22 protein-coding genes and 1 pseudogene are annotated in these 19,215 nt (G+C 74.3%); 13 read left to right on the top strand and 10 right to left on the bottom strand.

Features of this window, described 5'->3' with window-relative positions:
• Positions 1–549 precede the first annotated feature (549 nt).
• Positions 550–1,356: an SDR family oxidoreductase gene (locus tag ACOBQU_RS21300; protein ID WP_423628910.1), complete on the bottom strand. Its 807-nt coding sequence runs from the start codon at positions 1,354–1,356 to the stop codon at positions 550–552.
• A gap of 126 nt (positions 1,357–1,482) precedes the next feature.
• Between ACOBQU_RS21300 and ACOBQU_RS21295 the strand changes: the two genes are divergently transcribed.
• On the top strand, positions 1,483–2,349 hold the full coding sequence (locus tag ACOBQU_RS21295; RefSeq protein WP_423628909.1) for a helix-turn-helix domain-containing protein: 867 nt from the start codon (positions 1,483–1,485) through the stop codon (positions 2,347–2,349).
• On the opposite strand, the gene ACOBQU_RS21290 is transcribed toward ACOBQU_RS21295, so the two are convergent.
• A complete protein-coding gene (locus tag ACOBQU_RS21290; protein WP_423628908.1) occupies positions 2,264–3,358 on the bottom strand; it encodes a glycosyltransferase 87 family protein in 1,095 nt (364 codons plus the stop codon). The two genes, ACOBQU_RS21295 and ACOBQU_RS21290, sit on opposite strands and share 86 nt — an antisense overlap.
• Positions 3,359–3,538: 180 nt before the next feature.
• Positions 3,539–3,760 carry a hypothetical protein gene (locus ACOBQU_RS21285; protein ID WP_423628907.1) on the bottom strand — a complete coding sequence of 74 codons (222 nt, stop codon included), beginning with the start codon at positions 3,758–3,760 and terminating at the stop codon, positions 3,539–3,541.
• A gap of 393 nt (positions 3,761–4,153) precedes the next feature.
• Here ACOBQU_RS21285 and ACOBQU_RS21280 point away from each other — a divergent pair, with 393 nt between their 5' ends.
• On the top strand, positions 4,154–6,256 hold the full coding sequence (locus ACOBQU_RS21280; protein ID WP_423628906.1) for a HelD family protein: 2,103 nt from the start codon (positions 4,154–4,156) through the stop codon (positions 6,254–6,256).
• Between the two features lie 59 nt (positions 6,257–6,315).
• On the opposite strand, the gene ACOBQU_RS21275 is transcribed toward ACOBQU_RS21280, so the two are convergent.
• Both ACOBQU_RS21275 and ACOBQU_RS21270 read right to left on the bottom strand, forming a co-directional pair.
• Positions 6,316–7,005 carry a copper homeostasis protein CutC gene (locus tag ACOBQU_RS21275; protein ID WP_423628905.1) on the bottom strand — a complete coding sequence of 230 codons (690 nt, stop codon included), beginning with the start codon at positions 7,003–7,005 and terminating at the stop codon, positions 6,316–6,318.
• 207 nt (positions 7,006–7,212) lie between these two features.
• Positions 7,213–9,474 (bottom strand): heavy metal translocating P-type ATPase, encoded by a 2,262-nt coding sequence (locus ACOBQU_RS21270; RefSeq protein ID WP_423628904.1) that lies wholly within the window; start codon positions 9,472–9,474, stop codon positions 7,213–7,215.
• A gap of 219 nt (positions 9,475–9,693) precedes the next feature.
• Between ACOBQU_RS21270 and ACOBQU_RS21265 the strand changes: the two genes are divergently transcribed.
• The 3 genes and pseudogenes from ACOBQU_RS21265 (at position 9,694) to ACOBQU_RS21255 (ending at position 12,749) form a co-directional block, all read left to right on the top strand.
• A complete protein-coding gene (locus tag ACOBQU_RS21265) occupies positions 9,694–10,623 on the top strand; it encodes a hypothetical protein (RefSeq protein WP_423628903.1) in 930 nt (309 codons plus the stop codon).
• A gap of 357 nt (positions 10,624–10,980) precedes the next feature.
• Positions 10,981–11,618, top strand: a pseudogene (locus ACOBQU_RS21260) (hypothetical protein).
• A 9-nt stretch (positions 11,619–11,627) separates the two neighbouring features.
• On the top strand, positions 11,628–12,749 hold the full coding sequence (locus ACOBQU_RS21255; RefSeq protein ID WP_423628902.1) for a GNAT family N-acetyltransferase: 1,122 nt from the start codon (positions 11,628–11,630) through the stop codon (positions 12,747–12,749).
• On the opposite strand, the gene ACOBQU_RS21250 is transcribed toward ACOBQU_RS21255, so the two are convergent.
• Together ACOBQU_RS21250 and ACOBQU_RS21245 are read right to left on the bottom strand one after the other, a co-directional pair.
• A complete protein-coding gene (locus ACOBQU_RS21250; protein WP_423628901.1) occupies positions 12,746–13,063 on the bottom strand; it encodes a DUF4031 domain-containing protein in 318 nt (105 codons plus the stop codon). The two genes, ACOBQU_RS21255 and ACOBQU_RS21250, sit on opposite strands and share 4 nt — an antisense overlap.
• Positions 13,060–13,416 (bottom strand): hypothetical protein, encoded by a 357-nt coding sequence (locus ACOBQU_RS21245; RefSeq protein ID WP_423628900.1) that lies wholly within the window; start codon positions 13,414–13,416, stop codon positions 13,060–13,062. The genes ACOBQU_RS21250 and ACOBQU_RS21245 overlap by 4 nt, the downstream gene beginning before the upstream one ends.
• A gap of 99 nt (positions 13,417–13,515) precedes the next feature.
• Here ACOBQU_RS21245 and ACOBQU_RS21240 point away from each other — a divergent pair, with 99 nt between their 5' ends.
• From ACOBQU_RS21240 to ACOBQU_RS21225, 4 genes are all read left to right on the top strand, one after another.
• The gene (locus tag ACOBQU_RS21240; RefSeq protein ID WP_423628899.1) at positions 13,516–14,427 is read left to right on the top strand and encodes a MurR/RpiR family transcriptional regulator; all 912 of its coding nucleotides are present in this window, start codon (positions 13,516–13,518) and stop codon (positions 14,425–14,427) included.
• 80 nt (positions 14,428–14,507) lie between these two features.
• Positions 14,508–15,449: an N-acetylmuramic acid 6-phosphate etherase gene (gene murQ / locus ACOBQU_RS21235; protein ID WP_423628898.1), complete on the top strand. Its 942-nt coding sequence runs from the start codon at positions 14,508–14,510 to the stop codon at positions 15,447–15,449.
• Positions 15,450–15,627: 178 nt separating this feature from the next.
• On the top strand, positions 15,628–15,831 hold the full coding sequence (locus ACOBQU_RS21230) for a hypothetical protein (protein WP_423628897.1): 204 nt from the start codon (positions 15,628–15,630) through the stop codon (positions 15,829–15,831).
• Positions 15,828–16,163, top strand: a complete 336-nt coding sequence (locus ACOBQU_RS21225; RefSeq protein ID WP_423628896.1) for a helix-turn-helix domain-containing protein — start codon at positions 15,828–15,830, stop codon at positions 16,161–16,163. Before ACOBQU_RS21230 ends, ACOBQU_RS21225 begins: the two co-directional genes overlap by 4 nt.
• Positions 16,164–16,319: 156 nt before the next feature.
• On the opposite strand, the gene ACOBQU_RS21220 is transcribed toward ACOBQU_RS21225, so the two are convergent.
• From ACOBQU_RS21220 to ACOBQU_RS21210, 3 genes are read right to left on the bottom strand one after another with little or no spacing between them, the layout of a single operon-like run.
• Positions 16,320–16,937, bottom strand: coding sequence for a Uma2 family endonuclease (locus ACOBQU_RS21220; protein WP_423628895.1), 618 nt, complete (start codon positions 16,935–16,937; stop codon positions 16,320–16,322).
• Entirely contained in the window at positions 16,934–17,140 is a 207-nt protein-coding gene (locus ACOBQU_RS21215; protein ID WP_423628894.1) for a hypothetical protein, read from the bottom strand. Before ACOBQU_RS21215 ends, ACOBQU_RS21220 begins: the two co-directional genes overlap by 4 nt.
• Positions 17,137–17,346, bottom strand: coding sequence for a hypothetical protein (locus tag ACOBQU_RS21210; RefSeq protein ID WP_423628893.1), 210 nt, complete (start codon positions 17,344–17,346; stop codon positions 17,137–17,139). The genes ACOBQU_RS21215 and ACOBQU_RS21210 overlap by 4 nt, the downstream gene beginning before the upstream one ends.
• A 122-nt stretch (positions 17,347–17,468) precedes the next feature.
• On the opposite strand from ACOBQU_RS21210, the gene ACOBQU_RS21205 reads away from it, so the two are divergent.
• Genes ACOBQU_RS21205 through ACOBQU_RS21190 form a run of 4 tightly spaced genes read left to right on the top strand, consistent with a single transcriptional unit; the run spans position 17,469 to position 19,139 of the window.
• Positions 17,469–18,308, top strand: coding sequence for a helix-turn-helix domain-containing protein (locus ACOBQU_RS21205; protein WP_423628892.1), 840 nt, complete (start codon positions 17,469–17,471; stop codon positions 18,306–18,308).
• On the top strand, positions 18,292–18,561 hold the full coding sequence (locus ACOBQU_RS21200) for a DUF397 domain-containing protein (RefSeq protein ID WP_423628891.1): 270 nt from the start codon (positions 18,292–18,294) through the stop codon (positions 18,559–18,561). The genes ACOBQU_RS21205 and ACOBQU_RS21200 overlap by 17 nt, the downstream gene beginning before the upstream one ends.
• Before the next feature lie 57 nt (positions 18,562–18,618).
• Positions 18,619–18,900, top strand: a complete 282-nt coding sequence (locus ACOBQU_RS21195) for a DUF397 domain-containing protein (protein ID WP_423628890.1) — start codon at positions 18,619–18,621, stop codon at positions 18,898–18,900.
• Entirely contained in the window at positions 18,849–19,139 is a 291-nt protein-coding gene (locus ACOBQU_RS21190; protein ID WP_423628889.1) for a DUF397 domain-containing protein, read from the top strand. Before ACOBQU_RS21195 ends, ACOBQU_RS21190 begins: the two co-directional genes overlap by 52 nt.
• The last annotated feature ends 76 nt before the right edge of the window (positions 19,140–19,215 follow it).

Genomic DNA, 19,215 nt, shown 5'->3' with positions numbered 1-19,215 from the left:
CCGCTCCACGGGCCGTCCTGAAACGCCGGACGGGCTTCTTCCCCCACCCACCCGCCCTTCATTGGCGCTGCGCGCCTCGTCCTCAAACGCCGGACAGGCTTTTTCCCCCGCCCGCCCTTTCCAGGGCGAGCGCGCCAGCGCGACAGATTCAGCCCGTCCGGCGTTTGAGGACGAGGCGCGGAGCGCCGATGCGGGGGCGAGGGGCGGAGCCCCAGGAGGGCGGGTGGGTGGGGGAAACAAGCCCGCCCGGCGATTGAGGGCAAGGCGCGCAGCGCCGATACGGGGGGCGGGTGGGTGGGGAGAATCAAGCCCGTCCGGCGTTTGAGGACGAGGCGCGGAGCGGCGATGCGGGGGCGAGGGGCGGAGCCCCAGGAGGGCGGGCGGGTGGGGGAACAAGCCCGCCCGGCGATTGAGGGCAAGGCGCGGAGCGGCGATGTGGGGGGCGGGGCGGAGGCCCGTGGAAGGGCGGGTGGGTGGGGGAGGGCAGAGCCTGCCCGGCGGTTGAGGGCGAGGCGCGCAGCGGCGGTACCCCTGCTCAGGACGCCCCCGTCAGACCTCGTGCGTGGGGAGGATCCCCAACCGCGGAAAGCTCACCCGCCCCGGCCGCGTCACCGCGAAGGAGATCAGCTCGGCCACGTCCCGGCCGGACGGAAGCTCCCCGAGGGAGGCCACCGCCTCCTGCACGGCGGTGGTCAGCTCCGGGTCCCCCAGGTCGTCCCGCAGCTCGGTGTCGACGGCGCCGGGCTCGACGACGGTGACCCGGACGTCCTTCGGCGCGAGTTCCGCCCGCAGGTTGAGCAGCAGATGGCTCACGGCGGCCTTGGACGCCGCGTACCCGCCGAACCCCGGCAGCACGGTGTGCGCCGCCGCCGACGACACCGTGACCAGGTCGGCGTGCCCGCGCTCGGCCGCCGCCGCGATCAGGTCGGGTACGAAGGCGTCCGCGACGGCGAACGCCCCGGTGACGTTCACGTCGATCATGCGCCGCCAGGTGGTGGCACCGCCCTGGCCGAGCTGGTCCGGCAGGGCCAGGCCCGCGTTGTTGACCAGCAGGTCGACGCGGCCGTACGCCTCGTGGACGCGGTCCACGGCGGCGGCGATCGACGCCGGGTCGGTGACGTCGGCCGGTACGGCCACGGCGGTGCCGCCCGCCGCCTCGATCCCGGCGACGTGGCCGGTGAGCCGCTCGGCGCGGCGGGCGAGGAGCGCGACCTTGGCGCCCTGCGCGGCGAGGAGGCGTGCGGTGGCCTCGCCGATGCCGCTGGAAGCGCCGGTGACGACGGCGACCCGCCCGGCGAGGGGAAGGGCGGCGGACTGCGGGGCGGTAGCGGTAGCGGTCGTGACGGTGGCGGTCATCGTGATCTCCAGGAGGTGAGGTCCGGTGCTCGGTGTGATCACGACTCTGCGCCCGGCCCGAGCGCCCAGCCAGGGCACCGTTCGACCCTGGGTCTGGCAGAACCAGGCTTGGCGGACAATGACCCCATGGATTTCCGCGCCGAACTCGCCAGTTTCCTGAAGTCCCGCCGGGCCGCGCTGCGTCCGGAGGACCTCGGCGTACGGCCCTTCAGCGGCCGTCGGCGCGTCCCCGGCCTGCGCCGCGAGGAGCTGGCCGAGCTGGCCGGGGTCAGCATGGACTACTACACGCGGCTTGAACAGGGCCGGGCCCAGAACGTCTCCGACGCCGTGCTCGACGCCGTCTCCCGCGTGCTGCGGCTCGACGCCACGGAGCGGGCCCACTTCGGCAACCTGGTGCGTGCCCTGCACTTCGGCGGCGGTGGCGGCGGCCCCGCGCCCTGCGAGCCGGGCGCGGCGGGCCTCCGCGACGGTGTCCGGTTCCTCCTGGACTCCCTCGGCGGCGTCCCCGCGTACGTCGTCGGCCCCCGTCTGGACGTCCTCGCCGCGAACCCGCTGGCCCGTGCCGTGTTCGCCGACTTCGACGCGGTGCCCGCCGCGCGGCGCAACGTGGCCTGGCACGTGTTCCTCGACGTCCGGGCGCGGGCCCTGTACGCCGACTGGGAGGAGGTCGCGCGGGACACCGTCGGCGCGCTGCGCCTGGACCTCGGCCGGTACCCGTGCGACGACCGGCTGTGCACGCTGCTCGGTGAACTCTCCGTACGCAGTGAGGACTTCCGGCGGCTGTGGGCGGAGCAGGGGGTGCGGGACGCGGCGTACGGGGCGTGGCGGCTGGCGCATCCGGTGGCCGGGGAGCTGACGCTCCACCGGGAGACGCTTCACCTGGCCGGTTCTCCGGGGCGGTCCCTCGTCACCTTCGCCGCTGCCCCGGACTCGGCGTCCGCCGCCGCGCTGCCCCTGCTGCTGCGGTCGCCCTCACCCGCCGGGCGGGCTTGACCGCGTCCCAGAGGGGGCGGGCGGGGGTGAGCAGGAGGAGGGCGAGGAGGGGGTAGGGGGACGCCAAGGGGTGCTGCCACCACGGGAGGTGGAGGTCCAGGGGGCCCTCGTGGGGGATGAGCCACAGGGTGCGGGCGGTGAAGACGGTCGCCGTCGCCACCGCGAGGCGGACCCGGCCCTGCGCGCCCAGCACCACAAGCAGCGGCACGCACCACACCCAGTGGTGCGACCAGCTGATCGGCGACACCAGCAGCGCGGTGAACGCCACGCCCAGCACCCCCCGCTCCCCCGCGCGAGCCGCCCCCCACAGCCCCAGGACGGCGACCCCCGCCGCGGGCACCGCCCACGCGGCCCCGGGCTCGGCGAGGTGCGCCGCCCGCGCCACCAGGCCCTGAAGGGACTGGTTGTCGACGATCCACGCCTTGCCGACCCGCTCGGTGTCGTACAGCCGCCGCGTCCAGAAGTCCACGCTCGCGGCGGGCAGCGCGAGCAGGCCCACGAGCACCGTCGCCGCGAACGCGGCCCCCGCCGTGGCGGCCTCGCGGTGGCGCCGGGTCAGGACGAGGTGGACGACGAAGAGCGCGGGGGTGAGTTTGATCCCGGCGGCCACGCCGAGGGCGACCCCCGTCCAGGGGGCGCCGCGCGGGCGGGTCAGGTCCCACAGGACCAGGCAGGCGAGGGCGAGGTTGACCTGCCCGAACAGGACGGTCTGGAAGACGGGTTCGAGCCACAGGGCGAGCGCGGTCACCGTCAGGACCGCTCCGGTGCGCGGGGCGCGGCCCGCGAGGCGGAAGGAGAGGCGGACGAGGGCGGCGAGCAGGAGGACGTTGCCGACGAGGAACGCCGCCTTCAGGGCGGGCAGCGGAAGCCAGGCCGCCGGTACGAACAGCAGGGCCGCGAAGGGCGGGTACGTGGCGGGCAGGTCCCAGGCGGTGACGGTGAAGCCGTACAGGTCACGGCCCTCGACGACGGCCGCGCCCTCGGCGCGGTAGACGACGGCGTCCGCCATGGGCAGGCCCTGGACGGCGCACAGGGCGGCGAAGGCGGAGCAGGAGAGGGCGAGGAGGAGCCAGGGGGTACGGCGGTACGCGCGCTGATCGCGGTGCGTACGGGGAGGGTGACGGGCCGTGCGGGCACGGCGTGACCCTAGCGGACGGGGCCGCCCCGGCACGGGGACGGCGGCGGCGGGTCAGCGGCGGCGGACCCCGGCCTCCTCGGCGTACTCGCCGAGCACGGTGACGCCGAACGCGGCGGTCACGAAGACCTTCGCCGCCCGCAGGGCGTTGCCGACGCGGTGCGGGCGGTGGGTGTCGCCGACGGCGGTCGCGCCGTCGGCGCCGCGGACGCCGGTGGGACCGGTGGGGCCGGTGGGTACGGACAGGGACGCGGGGGTGATGACTGCGCTGCTCATGTCTCCATGGTCGGTTCCGCGACGGCGCCGGTCATCGGCCTGCGGGGGTAACCGCGGACGTCCGCCGGTACGACTCGGGGGCCGGGGCCCCTACACCTCCGGAGGGAGGGCGTCCCTGAGGGGGATCTCAGGGATGAGTCAGGGTTTCGCCCCCGGCGGCCAGCCCCACAGCGCCGCCCCGGCCCCCCACCGCGCCGGGAAGAGCCCCGGCACCGGCCCCGGCCCCGGCCCCGAAAATCATTGGCCCCACCACCCAGCCCCGAACTAAGATGCCCCCTTCCCCGCCTCCCGCCCGTCGGCGGAGCGCGCCGCCGTCCGGTCGGAAACCGGCGGCACCGGGCCACGCGCACAGCGCGGCCGAGCACGCCCGTACCCCGCCGGAGGAAAGAAGCAGTGAACGCAGCACCCCGCCCTGCCGCCGACCCGCACCCCGCCGACGACCGGCGCCCGGCCGCCGACCCGCACCCGGCCACCGACCCCCTGGCCCGCGAGCGGGCGCACCTCGCCGCGTCCCGGGCCGCGCTGCGCGCCATGCGGGAGGACGTCGAGTCCCTGGACATCAGGGACGTCACGGCGAACTGGGTGAACGCCGAGGTCCTCCAGGGGCAGATCGACGAGCGGATCAAGGCGCTCGCGGACCTCGCGCACACCCCGCTGTTCTTCGGCAGGCTGGACTTCCTGCACGCTCCGGGCGCCGAGCAGGCGGAGGGCGGCGAGGGCGAGCAGTTCTACATCGGCCGCCGCCACGTGCACGACGCCGACGGCGACCCCATGGTCATCGACTGGCGCGCGCCGGTGTCCCAGCCCTTCTACCGGGCCTCCAAGAAGGACCCGATGGACGTGGCGCTGCGCCGCCGCTTCGGTTACACGGGCGGCGACCTGACGGCGTACGAGGACGAGGACCTGACGGACGCCGCCGGGGCCGAGCAGACCAGCAGGCTGCTCCAGCAGGAGATCGAGCGGCCGCGCGTGGGCCCCATGCGGGACATCGTGGCGACGATCCAGCCGGAGCAGGACGAGATCGTCCGCGGCGGGCTCGCCGGTTCGGTGTGCGTGCAGGGCGGGCCGGGCACCGGGAAGACGGCGGTGGGCCTGCACCGGGTGGCGTATCTGCTGTACGCGCACCGGGAGCGCCTCGCGCGCACGGGCACGCTGGTGATCGGGCCGAACCGTTCCTTCCTGCACTACATCGAGCAGGTGCTGCCCGCGCTGGGCGAGCTGGAGGTGCGGCAGGCGACCGTCGACGACCTGGTGGCGCACGTGGAGGTGCGCGGCACCGACGACGCGGCGGCGGCGCTGGTCAAGGGCGACGCGCGGATGGCGGAGGTGCTGCGCCGGGCGCTGCGCTCGCATGTGACGCCGCCGACGGAGGCCGTGGTGGTGGTGCGCGGCTCGCGCCGCTGGCGCGTCCCGGCGTACGAACTGGACGACATCGTGCGGGAGTTGCTGGAGCGGGGCATGCGGTACGGGGCGGCGCGGGAGGCGCTGCCGCAGCGGATCGCGCACGCGGTGCTGGTGCAGATGGAGCGCTCCGGGGAGGCGCCGGACGACCGGGTGCAGGACGCGGTGGCGCGCAACGCGGCGGTGAAGGCGGCGGTGAAGGCGATCTGGCCGCAGGTGGACCCGGCGAAGCTGGTGCACCGGCTGCTGTCCGACGCGGACTTCCTCGCGGCGCACGCCGAGGGGGTGCTCACCGCCGAGGAGCAGAAGGCGGTCCTGTGGGCGAAGCCCGCGCGGACCCCGAAGAGCACCAAGTGGTCGGCGGCGGACGCGGTGCTGATCGACGAGGCGGCGGACCTGGTCAGCCGCACGCACTCGCTGGGCCATGTGGTGCTGGACGAGGCGCAGGACCTGTCGCCGATGCAGTACCGGGCGGTGGGCCGCCGCTGCACGACCGGTTCCGTCACGGTCCTCGGCGACCTGGCGCAGGGCACCACGCCCTGGGCGACGCGGAGTTGGGCCGAGGCGCTGGCCCACCTGGGCAAGGACGACGCGGTGGTGGAGGAGCTGACGGCGGGTTTCCGCGTGCCGCGGGACGTGATCGCGTACGCCTCGCGGCTGCTGCCGCACATCGCGCCGGGCCTCGCGCCGGTGACGTCCGTGCGGGAGAACCCGGGGGCCTTCTCCGTCCGCCCGGTGGCGTCGGCCGCGGACGTGGTGGCGGCGTGCGCGGAGGCGCTGCGCCACGAGGGGTCGATCGGTCTGATCGCCGCGGACGCCCGTGTCCCGGCGCTCGCCGAGGCCCTGGCGGAGGCCGGGATGGCGTATCTGTCGCCCGGCGAGGAGACCACGGCGGACTCCCGCCTGACCCTCGTACCGGCCTCGCTGGCCAAGGGACTCGAGTACGACTACGTGGTCCTGGACGAGCCCGCGGCGGTGGTCGACGGCGAGCCCGACGAACGCACGGGCCTGCGCCGCCTGTACGTGGCCCTGACCCGAGCGGTCTCGGGCCTCACGGTCTGCCACGCCTCCCCGCTGCCGCCCCAACTCGCCTGACCCCGGCGCCGGGTGGCCTCACCCGGGACCGGCGCCCGCGGCCACCGCGAGAGACGGCGTCAGCCCCCGACGGCGGCCCGCCAGCGGCCCACGGCCTCCGAGGAGACGGGACCGCCCCACCCGTGGGGCCTGGCGGCGCCGCCGATGTGGAAGCCGTCGATCCCGGCCTCCCGCAGCCGCCCCAGGTGGTCGAGGCGGAGGCCGCCGCCGACGAGGATCTGGGGCTCGTAGCCGGGCTCGCCGGCGCGGGCGTGTTCCGCGAGGAGGGTGGGCAGGCCCTCGTCGACGCCCGCGGCGGCGCCCGCGGTGAGGTAGGTGTCCAGGCCCGGCAGGTCGGCGATCTGCTTGCGGAGGGCGTCGCGGTCGGCGGCGCGGTCGATGGCCCGGTGGAAGGTCCAGCGGCAGCCGTCGAGCGCGCCCACGACCTCCTCGACGGCGGCGAGGTCGGGGCCCTGGGCGTCGTCGAGGAAGCCGAGCACGAACTCGTCGGCGCCCTCGGCGCGCAGCTCGCGCGCGGAGCGGACCAGGGCGGCGACGTCACCGGCGGCGAAGCCGTCGGCCTGGCGCAGCATGACGCGCAGCGGGATGTCGACGGCGGCGCGGATCGCCGCGAAGGCCTCGGCGGACGGGGTGAGGCCGTCGGCGGCCATGTCGGTGACCAGCTCAAGCCGGTCCGCTCCTCCGGCCTGGGCCGCGACCGCGTCCTCGGCGTCGAGGGCGATCACCTCCAGCAGCGCGCGCTTGCTCATGGGCGTCGTCTTCCTTCTGGGAGTCGGCTCGTGGGACACACGCACGTCTGGTGTCACACACGTACGTGTGGTGCGGGTACGTGGGGTGCACGTACGTGGCGCCGACAACGGAAACACAGGTCTAGTCCAATTACCAGAGTACGCGCAGATCACCCCGGCGCGAATCCGCTCCGCACCGGGGTGATCAGGCCATGTGGGCCGTGTGGCTCAGCTCAGTGGCTGGAAACCGCGCAGCCGCAGGCTGTTGCCCACCACGAAGACCGAGGAGAAGGCCATGGCCGCGCCCGCGATCATCGGGTTGAGGAGGCCCGCCGCGGCGAGCGGCAGCGCCGCCACGTTGTAGGCGAAGGCCCAGAACAGGTTGGACTTGATGGTGCCGAGGGTCTTGCGGGAGAGCCGGATCGCGTCGGCCGCGGCGCGCAGGTCGCCTCGTACGAGGGTGAGGTCCCCGGCCTCGATCGCGGCGTCGGTGCCGGTGCCCATGGCCAGGCCGAGGTCGGCCTGGGCGAGGGCGGCGGCGTCGTTGACGCCGTCGCCGACCATGGCGACCGAGCGGCCCTCGCCCTGGAGGCGCTTGACGACGTCGACCTTGTCCTGGGGCAGGACCTCGGCGATGACGTGCTCGGGGGCGATGCCCACCTCGGCGGCGACGGCCTCGGCGACGGCCTTGTTGTCGCCGGTGAGCAGGATGGGGGTGAGGCCGAGGTCGCGCAGGCGGCGGATGGCCTCGGGGCTGGTGTCCTTCACGGCGTCGGCGACTTCGAGGACGGCCCGCGCCTCGCCGTCCCAGGCGACGGCGATGGCGGTGCGGCCCGCGGCCTCGGCGGCGTCCTTGGCCCGCTTCAGCCCGGCCGGAAGCTCCATGGCCCACTCGGCGAGCAGCTTCTCGCGGCCGACGAGCACCGCGTGGCCCTCGACGACGCCCTGCACGCCGAGCCCGGCGACGTTGGCGAAGTCCTCCGGGGTGGGGAGCGCGCCGACCTGCTGGGCGGCCCCGGCGGCGACGGCCTGGGCGATGGGGTGCTCGGAGGCGTGCTCCAGGGCGCCCGCGAGCCGCAGCATGTCCCGCTCGTCGGTGCCGTCGGCGACGTGCGTGGCGAGCAGCGTCATCCTGCCGGTGGTGACGGTGCCGGTCTTGTCCAGGACGATGGTGTCGACGCGGCGGGTGGTCTCCAGGACCTCCGGGCCCTTGATGAGGATGCCGAGCTGGGCGCCGCGCCCGGTGCCGACCATCAGCGCGGTCGGCGTGGCGAGGCCCAGGGCGCACGGGCAGGCGATGATCAGGACGGCGACGGCGGCGGTGAACGCGGCGGTCAGGCCGACGCCGTTGCCGAGCCAGAAGCCGAGCGTGGCGAGGGCGAGCGCGATGACGACGGGGACGAAGACGCCGGAGATGCGGTCGGCGAGGCGCTGGGCGGCGGCCTTGCCGTTCTGGGCGTCCTCCACGAGCCTGGCCATGCGGGCGAGCTGGGTGTCGGCGCCGACGCGGGTGGCCTCGACGACGAGGCGGCCGCCGACGTTCAGGGTGGCGCCGGTGACGGAGTCGCCCTCGCCGACCTCCACGGGCACGGACTCGCCGGTGAGCATGGAGGCGTCGACGGCGGAGGCGCCCTCGACGACGCGCCCGTCGGTGGCGATCTTCTCGCCGGGCCGCACCAGGAACCGGTCGCCGACCTTCAAGTCGCCGACGGGAACGGTCTCCTCGCGTCCGTCCCGCAGCACGGTGACGTCCTTGGCGCCCAGTTCGAGCAGCGCCTTCAGGGCCGCGCCCGCCTTGCGCTTGGAGCGGGCCTCGAAGTACCGCCCGGCGAGGATGAAGGCGGTGACACCGGCCGCGGCCTCCAGGTAGATGTTCCCGGCGCCGTCGGTGCGCTCGATGGTCAGCTCGAAGGCGTGCGTCATGCCGGGCTCACCGGCGGAGCCGAGGAACAGTGCCCACAGGGACCACAGGAACGCCGCCGACGTGCCGACGGAGATCAGCGTGTCCATGGTGGCCGCGCCGTGCCGCGCGTTGGTGAAGGCGGCCTTGTGGAAGGGCCAGGCGGCGTACGTCACCACGGGCGCCGCGAGCGTCAGGGACAGCCACTGCCAGTACTCGAACTGGAGCGCAGGGACCATCGCCATGGCGATGACCGGTACGGACAGCAGGACGGCGGTGATCAGGCGCTGCCGCAGGGGCCGCAGCTCGGCGTCGTCGTCGGCGTCGCCGTCATCGCCCCGCGCCCCGGGATCGTCCGGTGCGGGACGGGGTGGGGCGGGCTCGCGCGCCGTGTACCCGGTGGCCTCGACGGTGGCGATGAGGTCGGCGACGGCGAGGCCGTCCCCGTCGAAACTCACCTTCGCCTTCTCCGTGGCGTAGTTGACGGTCGCCTCGACGCCGTCCATGCGGTTCAGCTTCTTCTCGATGCGGGCCGCGCAGGAGGCGCAGGTCATGCCGCCGATGGAGAGTTCTACCTGGGTGGTGGACATGCGGGCCGCTCCTCGTGTCGGGAACCGGAGACCGGATACGGATTCGGATACGGATACCGGGGGCCGGTATGGCTTACGGAGAACATTTATACCCCTGGGGGGTACCTGACGCAAGCAGCTCCCCCACTTGCGCTCGATACCCCCCAGGGGTACTTTCGGAGTGAACGGCAACCCCGTACCCCATACCCCGTACCCCTACCGCACCCAGGAGCCGACGCCATGAACACCGGACTGAAGATCACCGCCTTCGCCGCGGCCGTCGCGGCCACGTTCGGCACCGCGTACGCGGTGGGCACGAGCGTCGACACGGTGGGCACGAAACCGGCGGCGCACAGCGAGGAGCACGACCGCGGGCCGGAGCGGCCGGAGAAGGCGGCCCCCGAGCCCCCCGGCGGCCTCGCCCTCTCCGCCCAGGGCTACGCACTGGACCTGAGGACCCCCCGCGCCACCGCGGGCGAGCGCACCGACCTGCGCCTGCGGATCACCCGCGAGGCCACGGGGCGCGCCGTGACGGCGTACGACGAGGACCACGGCAAGGAACTGCACCTGATCGTCGCCTCCCGCGACCTGACGACCTACCGCCATCTGCACCCGACCCGGGCCGCCGACGGCACCTGGTCGGTCCCGGCGACGCTGCCGAAGGCCGGGGACTACCGGGTGTTCGCCGACTTCAAGCCGCGCGGCGCGAAGGAGAAGCTGACGCTCGGCGCGGACCTGGCCGTGACCGGCCGCTACTCCCCCGCCGCGCTGCCGCGCCCCGCCGCGACCGCCGCGGCCCCCGGCGGTTACGAGGTGCGCCTGGACGGCGCGCTGAAGCCCGGCCAGCCGTCCACGCTGACCCTGCGCGTCAGCCGCGACGGCAAGCCCGTCAAGGACCTCCAGCCGTACCTGGGCGCGTACGGCCACCTGGTCGCCCTGCGCTCCGGGGACCTCGCCTACCTCCACGTCCACCCGAACGGCGAGCCCGGCGACGGCACGACGAAGCCGGGCCCGGCGGTGTCCTTCACGGCGACGGCCCCCAGCACGGGCAGCTACCGCCTGTTCCTCGACTTCCAGCACGAGGGGAAGGTCCGCACGGCGGCCTTCACGCTCCGCTCCGGGGCCACCGGGGCGGCAGCGACACCGAAGCCCTCCGGCCACGCCCACTGAAGCCGCCCCCGCCGCACCCCTCGGTCCCACCCACCCGCCCTCAATCGCCGCTCCGCGCCTCGCCCTCAAACGCCGGGCAGGCTGAATGGTGCGTCCTCGCCGTCGTCAGCTCCTCATGCCCCAGACCAAGCCCGCCCGACGCCCGAGGACAAGCGCGCCAGCGCGACAATCCAGCCCGCCCGGCGCCTGAGGGCGAGCGCGCAGCGCGACGATTCAGCCCGTCCGGCGTTTGAGGACGAGGCGCGGAGCGCCGATGGGCGGGGGTGCCAGGGGGCGGCAGCTCCATGGTTTCGGGAAAGGGGCGGGTCTGGGGCACCCCCCGCGAGGGCACCCACGCGCACCGCCTAGGGTCGGCCCATGGACGAAGCAAGCGCGCTGCGCGCCCGCTGGGCCGCGGACCTGGAGGCGGCCCGCCGGGCCCCCGGCCCGGACCCGACCCCGTACGCGGACAACCTCCTCGCACGCTGGGCCGAGCCCCACCGCCGGTACCACACCCTCACCCACCTCACCGCCGTCCTGGACCACATCGACACCCTCCACCCGCACGCGGACACCCCGCACGTGGTGAGGCTCGCCGCCTGGTTCCACGACGCCGTCTACGCCCCCGACCGCTCGGAGAACGAGGAGCGCAGCGCCCGCCTGGCCGAGCGTGCCCTCCCCGAGGCGGGCCTGCCCCCGGAGGCCACCGCGGAGGTGGCCCGCCTGGTCCGCCTGACGGTCACCCACGACCCGGCGGACGGCGACCGCAACGGCGAGACCCTGTGCGACGCCGACCTGGCGATCCTCGCGGCGCCGCCGGAGGCGTACGCGGCGTACGCGGCGGCCGTCCGCGAGGAGTACGCCTTCGTGCCCGACGACGCGTTCCGCCAGGGCCGCGCGGACGTGCTGCGCCAACTCCTCGCCCTGCCCCGCCTGTTCCGCACCCCGCACGGCGCCGCCCACTGGGAGGCCCCGCCCGGGAAAACCTGACGGCGGAACTGGCCCGGCTCACGTAGCCTCGCCGCATGCTGGAGATGGGCGGGAACCAGGTCGACGAGGCGGTGGCGCACGCGACGCGGGCGCTGCGCGCGGTGGCGACGACGGCGTACGACTGGACGGCACACGCGGGCGGCCTGGAGTGGACCTGCCTGGACACGGCCGAGCACGTCGTGAGCGACTTCACGGCGTACGCGGCGCAGCTCACGGGCCGCGCCCAGGGCGCGTACGTGCCGATCGAGGCCACCTTGGAGGAGGGCACGGACCCGGCGGGCGCGGTGTTCGCGATCGAGGCGTCCGGGGGGCTGCTCGCGGCGGTGGTGCGGACGGCGCCGCCGGACGCGCGCGGCTACCACCCGTATCCGTACGGCAGCGCGGACGCGCGCGGCTTCGCCGCCATGGGCATCGTGGAGCTGCTGCTGCACACGTACGACGTCCTGCGCGCCTTCGACGTCGCGTACGAGCCGCCCGAGAACCTGTGCGAGGCCCTGCTGGCCTGGCAGTTCCCGCATGTGCCGCCCGCCCGGGAGGGCGACTCGCACTGGGCGACCCTGCTGTGGGCCACGGGGCGCGGCTCGCTGCCCGGCCGCGCCCGTCTGGAGCGCTGGCGCTGGCACAACCAGATCCACCTGCCCGCCGACCGCGTCGCCCTCCTGGAGGTCGCGCCCCCGGCCGCCGCGGACCTCGCCGCGGGCGGCACCGGCGGCTTCGACTGGATCGAGGGCGGCCCGTACGAGGGCACGCGCGGCGCCGCCGGACGCACGGCACGGGCGTACGCGGCCGGGACGCACCGCCCCGAGTGGGGCATGTACGCCGTCGTCCGCACCGCCGACCACCGCGCGATCGGCGCCATCGGCTTCCACGGCGCCCCCGACGACGAGGGCTGGGCGGAACTCGGCTACGACCTGGCCCCCGCGGCCCGGGGCAACGGCTACGCGACGGAAGCGCTCCGCACGCTCACCGAGTGGGCCCTGACCCTCCCGGACGTCCGGGGCGTACGCGCCCTGGTGGACGAGGGCAACACGGCGTCGGAGGCGGTCCTCACCAGGGCGGGGTACACCCGTGCCGCGGACCGGGGCGCCCGACGGGCCTATGTAGCCCGTCCGGCGTTTGAGGACGAGGCGCGAAGCGCCAACAAGGCGGGGTGCTAGGGGCGGCAGCCCCTGGTTTCGGGAAAGGGGCGGGCCTGGGGCGCCCCGCGGGGACCGGCGCCCTTGCGCCGCCGCAACCCCGCCGCCGTGAGCCGCCGCACCAGTTCCTTCGACCCCACCTCGACGGCCCCCGCCCGCACGGCGTCCCCGTAGCGGTGCGCGGGCAGGTCGTAGTGGTCCCGCTCGAAGGCCCGCGCGGGCACCCCGATGCGCTGGGCGAACGCGTGCAGTTCGTCGTACGACACGTCGCTGACCAGGTGCGACCAGAGCCGCCCGTGGCCGGGCCAGGTGGGCGGGTCGATGTAGAGGGTCACGTCAGGCCGCCGACCGGTGCCACGACGACCCCGGCCTTGCCGCACACCCAGTGCGGGTCGGGTCCCAGCTCGGGCTCGACGTCGAGGGCGTGCGGGTCCCCGGAGCCGCACACGGGGCACAGCGGCCACCGCCCGTACCGCTCCAGGATCTTGTCCTGGACGTCCTGGGCGACGAGCCCGGCGACGTACGCGGCGCCGTCGGGCCACTGCTCGACCCACCAGCGGCGGTGCGTCACGGCCTCCTCGACGAAGGAGACCACGTCGGCCTGGGCCACCTCGCGCGCGGCGAGGTCGGCGAGGACGAGCGCGCGGGCGGCGTGCAGCGCCTGCTCCAGAGGGTCGATCGTGTCCATGCGGCCATTGTCGCCCCACGCGACGCACAGCGGCGCCCGCGTCCGGTGGCCGCCGACAGAGGTCTTGACCCCTGACCGGCGTGAAAATACCTTTCAGGAATGAGTCCGGACGTGAAGGAAATCTTCGCGGGTGGCGCTCCGCCCGCACCCGCCGCGCTCGCGGCGAAGGTGCGGACGCTCGCGCCGTCGATGACGCGTTCCATGCAGCGCGTCGCCGAGGCCGTGGCGAACGACCCGGCGGGCTGCGCCGCCCTCACCGTCACCGGCCTCGCCGAGCTGACCGGCACCAGCGAGGCGACCGTCGTCCGCACGGCCCGCCTCCTCGGCTACCCCGGCTACCGCGACCTGCGCCTGGCGCTCGCCGGGCTCGCCGCCCACCAGCAGTCGGGCCGGGCGCCCGCCGTCACGGCGGACATCGCCGTCGACGACCCGATCGCCGACGTCGTCGCGAAGCTCGCGTACGACGAGCAGCAGACCCTCGCCGACACGGCCGCCGCGCTGGACACCGTGCAGCTCGGCGCCGCCGTCACCGCGCTGGCCGCCGCGCGCCGCGTGGAGGTCTACGGCGTCGCGGCCTCCGGGCTCGTCGCCCAGGACCTGGCCCAGAAGCTGCTGCGCATCGGGCAGGTGGCGCACGCGCACTCCGATCCGCACCTCGCGGTCACCAACGCGGTGACCCTGCGCGCGAAGGACGTGGCGATCGCCATCACCCACTCCGGTTCCACGGGTGACGTCATCGAGCCGCTGCGGGTCGCCTTCGAGCACGGCGCCACCACCGTCGCGATCACCGGCCGCCCCGACGGCCTGGTCTCGCAGTACGCCGACCACATCCTGACGACGTCCACGGCCCGCGAGAGCGAGCTGCGCCCGGCGGCGATGTCGTCCCGCACCAGTCAACTCCTCGTCGTGGACTGCCTGTTCGTGGGGGTGGCCCAGCGTACGTACGAAACGGCGGCGCCCGCGCTCGCGGCGTCGTACGAGGCGTTGGCGCACCGGCACCGCAGCGGCTGACCGCGTCGCGCGGCGCTCGCCTCCCCCGCCCTGTCTTCGCCCACCCACCCATCCACCCGCATCGAAAGAGCCGCACCCCCATGACCTCCACCTCCGACGGTTTCGGCGAACTCCGCGCGCAGCTGGCCTCCCTCACCACCGAGGCGTTCCGGCCCGAGCTGGCCGAGATCGACCGGCTGCCCACCGAGGAGATCGCCCGGATCATGAACGGCGAGGACGCCTCCGTGCCGACCGCCGTCGCCGCGCAGCTGCCGCGGATCGCCGCCGCCATCGACGCCACCGCGGAGCGCATGGCGCGCGGCGGCCGCCTGGTCTACGCGGGCGCGGGCACCGCCGGGCGGCTCGGCGTCCTGGACGCGTCCGAGTGCCCGCCGACCTTCAACACCGACCCGGGTGTCGTCGTCGGCCTCATCGCGGGCGGCCCCGAGGCCATGGTCACGGCCGTGGAGGGCGCGGAGGACAGCGCGGCGCTGGCCGCGGCGGACCTGGACGGGCTCGGCCTCACCGCCGACGACACGGTGGTCGGCGTCTCGGCCTCCGGCCGCACCCCTTACGCCGTCGGCGCGGTGGAGCACGCCCGGGCGCGCGGGGCGCTGACGGTCGGCCTGTCCTGCAACGCGGGCAGCGCGCTGGCGGCGGCCGCCGAGCACGGCATCGAGGTGGTGGTGGGACCCGAGCTGCTGACCGGGTCCACCCGCCTCAAGGCGGGCACCGCCCAGAAGCTCGTCCTCAACATGATCTCGACGATCACCATGATCCGCCTCGGCAAGACGTACGGGAACCTGATGGTCGACGTCCGCGCCTCCAACGACAAGCTCCGCGCCCGCTCCCGGCACATCGTCTCCCTGGCGACGGGCGCGTCCGACGACGAGATCGAGCGGGCGCTCGCGGCGACGGACGGCGAGGTGAAACCGGCGATCCTCACGATCCTGGGCCGCGTCGACGCCCCCACGGCGGCGCGCCTCCTCACCGAGTCCAACGGCCACCTACGCGCCGCCCTCGCGGCCGCCCGCGCCCACTGACCGCCGGGCCCGCGCCCCCGGTCCCCCGCACCCCTCGGTCCCACCCACCCACCCACCCACTCCCCCGGGACACCTGAACGGAAAGCACTCCGCAGACCGCAACCCCCCAAGCCCGTCCGGCGTTTGAGGACAAGGCGCGGAGCGGCGATGAGCGGGGATGCCAGGGGGCGGCAGCCCCATGGTTCCGGTGAAGGGGCGCCCGCGCGAGGGCCCACCCCGCATCGTGCCGCTCACGGTCTTCCGCAAGACCCGCATGCACGAAGCAGGCCAGATCGAACGCGCCGTCAAGGCCCGGAGGGTCTGCGCGAGCGAGCACGGACCGGCCCACATGACGTACGAGCGGGACAGCCGAGACCAGGAGAAGGACGGAGACGCGACATGAGTCACGCACGGTGGAAGCTGCACCGGCAGGGAAAGCTCGGCGAGGGGCACAGCGAGGCGGTCGACGTCGTCGCCGAGCGGGCCGAGATCCGGCTGGCGATGGCGTTCGCCAAGGCCGTCTACGACCGCCGCCAGGAGCTGGGCCTCACTCAGAGCGAACTCGCCGAACGCGCGGGGCTCAATCAGGCCAAGATCTCCCGCATCGAGGGCGCGGACTCCGTCCCCACGCTCCCCCTCCTGCGCCGCCTGGCGTCCGCCATGGACGCGTCCCTCAGCATCGCCCTGGACGCCGACCATGAACAGGTCACCTTCACCGCGCACGACGCGGCGTGACGCACCCGGGGGGGCAAAGCCCGTCCGGCGTTCGCGGACGCCGTCTCGTTCCGTGGCCGATCCGGCGCCGCCGACGACGTATCACCGCCGGAAGGTGACACCCGGCGCCCGAGCGTCACCTTCCGGCGGCTGACTACCGAGACGGCGGCGGTGGTCTCACCCGGCGCCCCCCTCCCCGCACGGCGGGAACGCCTCCGTGTCCACCGTCGCCCCCAGCGGCTCGGGCAGCGTGAAGCACTCCCCGAACGCCACCCGCTCCGCGTGCCGGTACGCCCCGGCCTGCGGCTCACGGAACACCGTGGCCGTCGGCCCGTGCGCGTCGTACCGGTCCACCAGCAGGTACACCGGCACGGGTGCCTGGCCGTAGGCCCGCAGCCGCCGCCCCCGGTCGCCCCCGGCCCCGGTATCGCCCCGCGAAGCGATCTCCACGACGAGCAGCGCCTCCGCCGCGTCCAAGGGCTCCGCGCTGTCGGGCTCCACGTCGTCCACGACGACCTCCCGGGGCGCGACCACCAGACCGGGCACGTACAGCGCCCCCAGCGGGCCGACGTGCACGCCCAGGTTCTGGTAGACCCCCAGGTCCTCCGGCAGGGCCCGGTACAGCGCCCGGTGCAGCACCTCCACGACACCGTGGTGCCACCGGTGCGGCGGCGGCGCCAAGGCCAGGCGGCCCTCGTCGACCTCCGCCCGCCACCCCTCCGGAACGTCCAGCTGGCGGCGCGCCTGAAGCAGGCGGCTCCACGACCGCCGGTCCCCGGCCACCCCGCCCATCATGGCAGCCGCCCCTCCCGGTTCGCCTGCCGCACCCGCGCCCGCAGCACGTCCCCCTGCGACGCCGGTGCCATCGCTTCCGGCGGGCAGTCCCACTCCCGCCCGCCGCCCACCGGCCGCAGCTGCACGTAGCCGCCCTCGCGGCCCATCACCTGGCCGACGCTGCCGTCCCGTACGTCGACCGCGTACTCTCGCTTCCCGATCACCGCCCCACCTCGCGCAGCGCCGCCGCGAGCCGCATCGCCGTGTCCAGGTTGCAGCGCCCCAACTCCACCAGCGGGTACGGTGCTTCCGCCGCCATCGTCAGCGGGTCCACCCTCAGGGAGGGCAGCGTGATGCCGACCCGGGTCAGCTCCGTACGGAGTGTCGCCACCGTTTCCTCGGCCGCGCGGCCCCTTTCCTCCGCCGTCATCGCCATCGCTTTACGCCTTTCCACTGAGTGTCGCGATTCCCTCACCCAGAGTGTTCGCTCCCGCCTACCCTGAAAAGAGCAGAGCACCCAACAGCCCCCGCTGTCCGAGGAGTTCCCCCACGATGACCCGCCCCAAAGACCTGGACCCGTCCTCCAACCCCCGCGCCCTACTGGGTGCGGAGCTGCGTCACGCCCGCGAGCGGGCTGGCCTCAGCCAGGATGAGCTGGGCCGTCGCCTCTTCGTAAGCGGTTCCTTCATCGGCCAGTTGGAGGCTGGTACGCGTCGCATGCAGCCGGACCACGCCGCCATGTTCGACGAAGTACTGGGTACGAACGGATTCTTCACCCGGAACTGCAAGGCTGCGGCAAAGTCCCGTCATCCCGAGCACTTCGCTGAAGTGGCAGAGACTGAGGCGGAAGCCACGGCTATCAGGCAATACGGGGCGCTGCTGATCCCCGGACTGCTCCAGACAGCCGCGTACGCACGGGCCGTGAACCGCGCGTACGCCCCGACGGCACAAGAGGAGACCATCAACGAGTGGGTGGAAGGCCGGATGGCGCGCACTCGCCTGCTCGACCACCCCACAAAACCGTTGTTGTGGACAGTGCTTGACGAGGCGGCGCTGCGCCGAGTGACAGGCGATCGCGCAGTGATGGCAGAGGCCCTGCGCCATATCGCGGACCTGATCCGCCGAGGCCGGGCCATTGTGCAGGTACTGCCGTTCGGAGCAGGAGCGCACGCAGCCATGTCGGGCTCGCTCAAGCTGATGGACTTCGAGGATGCCCCTCCACTGGTCTACTTCGAGGGTCCCGGCACCGGACGGCTGGAGGACGACCCAGCCACCGTCGCCCGCATGAAGTTCACCTTCGAACTGCTCGCAGCCGCCGCGCTCTCGCCGGAGAAGTCCCTAGCCCTGATTGAGGAGATAGCGCAGGATTACGACCATGAGGAGCAGCCCTGAGTTCGACCTGAGTACGGCTGGCTGGCACAAGTCCAGCTACAGCGGCGGCAGCGGCGGCGAGTGCCTGGAGGTCGCCCGCTGGCGCAAGTCCACGTACAGCGGCGGAGGCGGCGACGACTGCCTCGAAGTCGGCGACGGCCACCCCGCCATAGTCCCCGTACGCGACTCCAAGAACCCCCACGGCCCCAAGCTCGTCTTCCACGCCCCCGCGTGGACCGCTTTCGTCACCAATCTCAAGACGCACCGCCCATAGCCACATCCCCCGCCGGGGCTCTGGCCTTGATAGGGCCCCTGGCGGAGCATGACGGACATGGAGAACAGCACCCGCGACTACGACCTGCGCACAGCCCACTGGCACAAGTCCAGCTACAGCGGCGGAGGCGGCGACGAGTGCCTGGAAGTCGCCCGCTGGCGCAAGTCCACCCACAGCGGCGGCAGCGGTGGCGACTGCCTGGAAGTCGGCGACAGCCACCCGGCCGTCGTCCCCGTACGCGACTCCAAGAACCCCCACGGCCCCAAACTCGTCTTCCACGCCCCCGCGTGGACCGCCTTCGTCAACAACCTCAAGGCGGATCACCCGCTCTGGCCCTGACGGGGGCCGTGCCGCACGATGGCGAACATGGAGAACCCCATCCGCGAGCACGGCCCACGCGCAGCCACCTGCACAAGTCCACGTATAGCGATGCCAGCGGTGGCAACTGCCTCGAAGTCGGCGACAGCCACCCCGTCCCCGTACGCGACTCCAAGAACAGCCCCCACGGCCCCACCCTGGTCTTCCACGCCCCCGCGTGGTCCCCCTTCGTCAGCGACATCAAGAGCCGCACCGCATAACCTCACCCCCGGAACCAACTCCCCCGCCGACCGCGTGTGTTGACACGCGTCCGGCACCGGCGGCGGGGCACACGCG

Source organism: Streptomyces sp. G45 (assembly GCF_049542095.1).
Lineage (GTDB): Bacteria > Actinomycetota > Actinomycetes > Streptomycetales > Streptomycetaceae > Streptomyces.
Note: the sequence above shows the minus strand (reverse complement) of the source record. Positions and strands in the feature narration are given on the sequence as shown.

Coding starts and splice junctions, on each gene's coding strand:
- ACOBQU_RS21300 (WP_423628910.1), bottom strand. CDS start 1,356: ATGACCGCCACCGTCACGACCGCTACCGCTACCGCCCCGCAGTCCGCC.
- ACOBQU_RS21295 (WP_423628909.1), top strand. CDS start 1,483: ATGGATTTCCGCGCCGAACTCGCCAGTTTCCTGAAGTCCCGCCGGGCC.
- ACOBQU_RS21290 (WP_423628908.1), bottom strand. CDS start 3,358: ATGGCGGACGCCGTCGTCTACCGCGCCGAGGGCGCGGCCGTCGTCGAG.
- ACOBQU_RS21285 (WP_423628907.1), bottom strand. CDS start 3,760: ATGAGCAGCGCAGTCATCACCCCCGCGTCCCTGTCCGTACCCACCGGC.
- ACOBQU_RS21275 (WP_423628905.1), bottom strand. CDS start 7,005: ATGAGCAAGCGCGCGCTGCTGGAGGTGATCGCCCTCGACGCCGAGGAC.
- ACOBQU_RS21270 (WP_423628904.1), bottom strand. CDS start 9,474: ATGTCCACCACCCAGGTAGAACTCTCCATCGGCGGCATGACCTGCGCC.
- ACOBQU_RS21265 (WP_423628903.1), top strand. CDS start 9,694: ATGAACACCGGACTGAAGATCACCGCCTTCGCCGCGGCCGTCGCGGCC.
- ACOBQU_RS21255 (WP_423628902.1), top strand. CDS start 11,628: ATGCTGGAGATGGGCGGGAACCAGGTCGACGAGGCGGTGGCGCACGCG.
- ACOBQU_RS21245 (WP_423628900.1), bottom strand. CDS start 13,416: ATGGACACGATCGACCCTCTGGAGCAGGCGCTGCACGCCGCCCGCGCG.
- ACOBQU_RS21240 (WP_423628899.1), top strand. CDS start 13,516: ATGAGTCCGGACGTGAAGGAAATCTTCGCGGGTGGCGCTCCGCCCGCA.
- murQ (WP_423628898.1), top strand. CDS start 14,508: ATGACCTCCACCTCCGACGGTTTCGGCGAACTCCGCGCGCAGCTGGCC.
- ACOBQU_RS21230 (WP_423628897.1), top strand. CDS start 15,628: ATGGTTCCGGTGAAGGGGCGCCCGCGCGAGGGCCCACCCCGCATCGTG.
- ACOBQU_RS21225 (WP_423628896.1), top strand. CDS start 15,828: ATGAGTCACGCACGGTGGAAGCTGCACCGGCAGGGAAAGCTCGGCGAG.
- ACOBQU_RS21220 (WP_423628895.1), bottom strand. CDS start 16,937: ATGATGGGCGGGGTGGCCGGGGACCGGCGGTCGTGGAGCCGCCTGCTT.
- ACOBQU_RS21210 (WP_423628893.1), bottom strand. CDS start 17,346: ATGACGGCGGAGGAAAGGGGCCGCGCGGCCGAGGAAACGGTGGCGACA.
- ACOBQU_RS21205 (WP_423628892.1), top strand. CDS start 17,469: ATGACCCGCCCCAAAGACCTGGACCCGTCCTCCAACCCCCGCGCCCTA.
- ACOBQU_RS21200 (WP_423628891.1), top strand. CDS start 18,292: ATGAGGAGCAGCCCTGAGTTCGACCTGAGTACGGCTGGCTGGCACAAG.
- ACOBQU_RS21195 (WP_423628890.1), top strand. CDS start 18,619: ATGGAGAACAGCACCCGCGACTACGACCTGCGCACAGCCCACTGGCAC.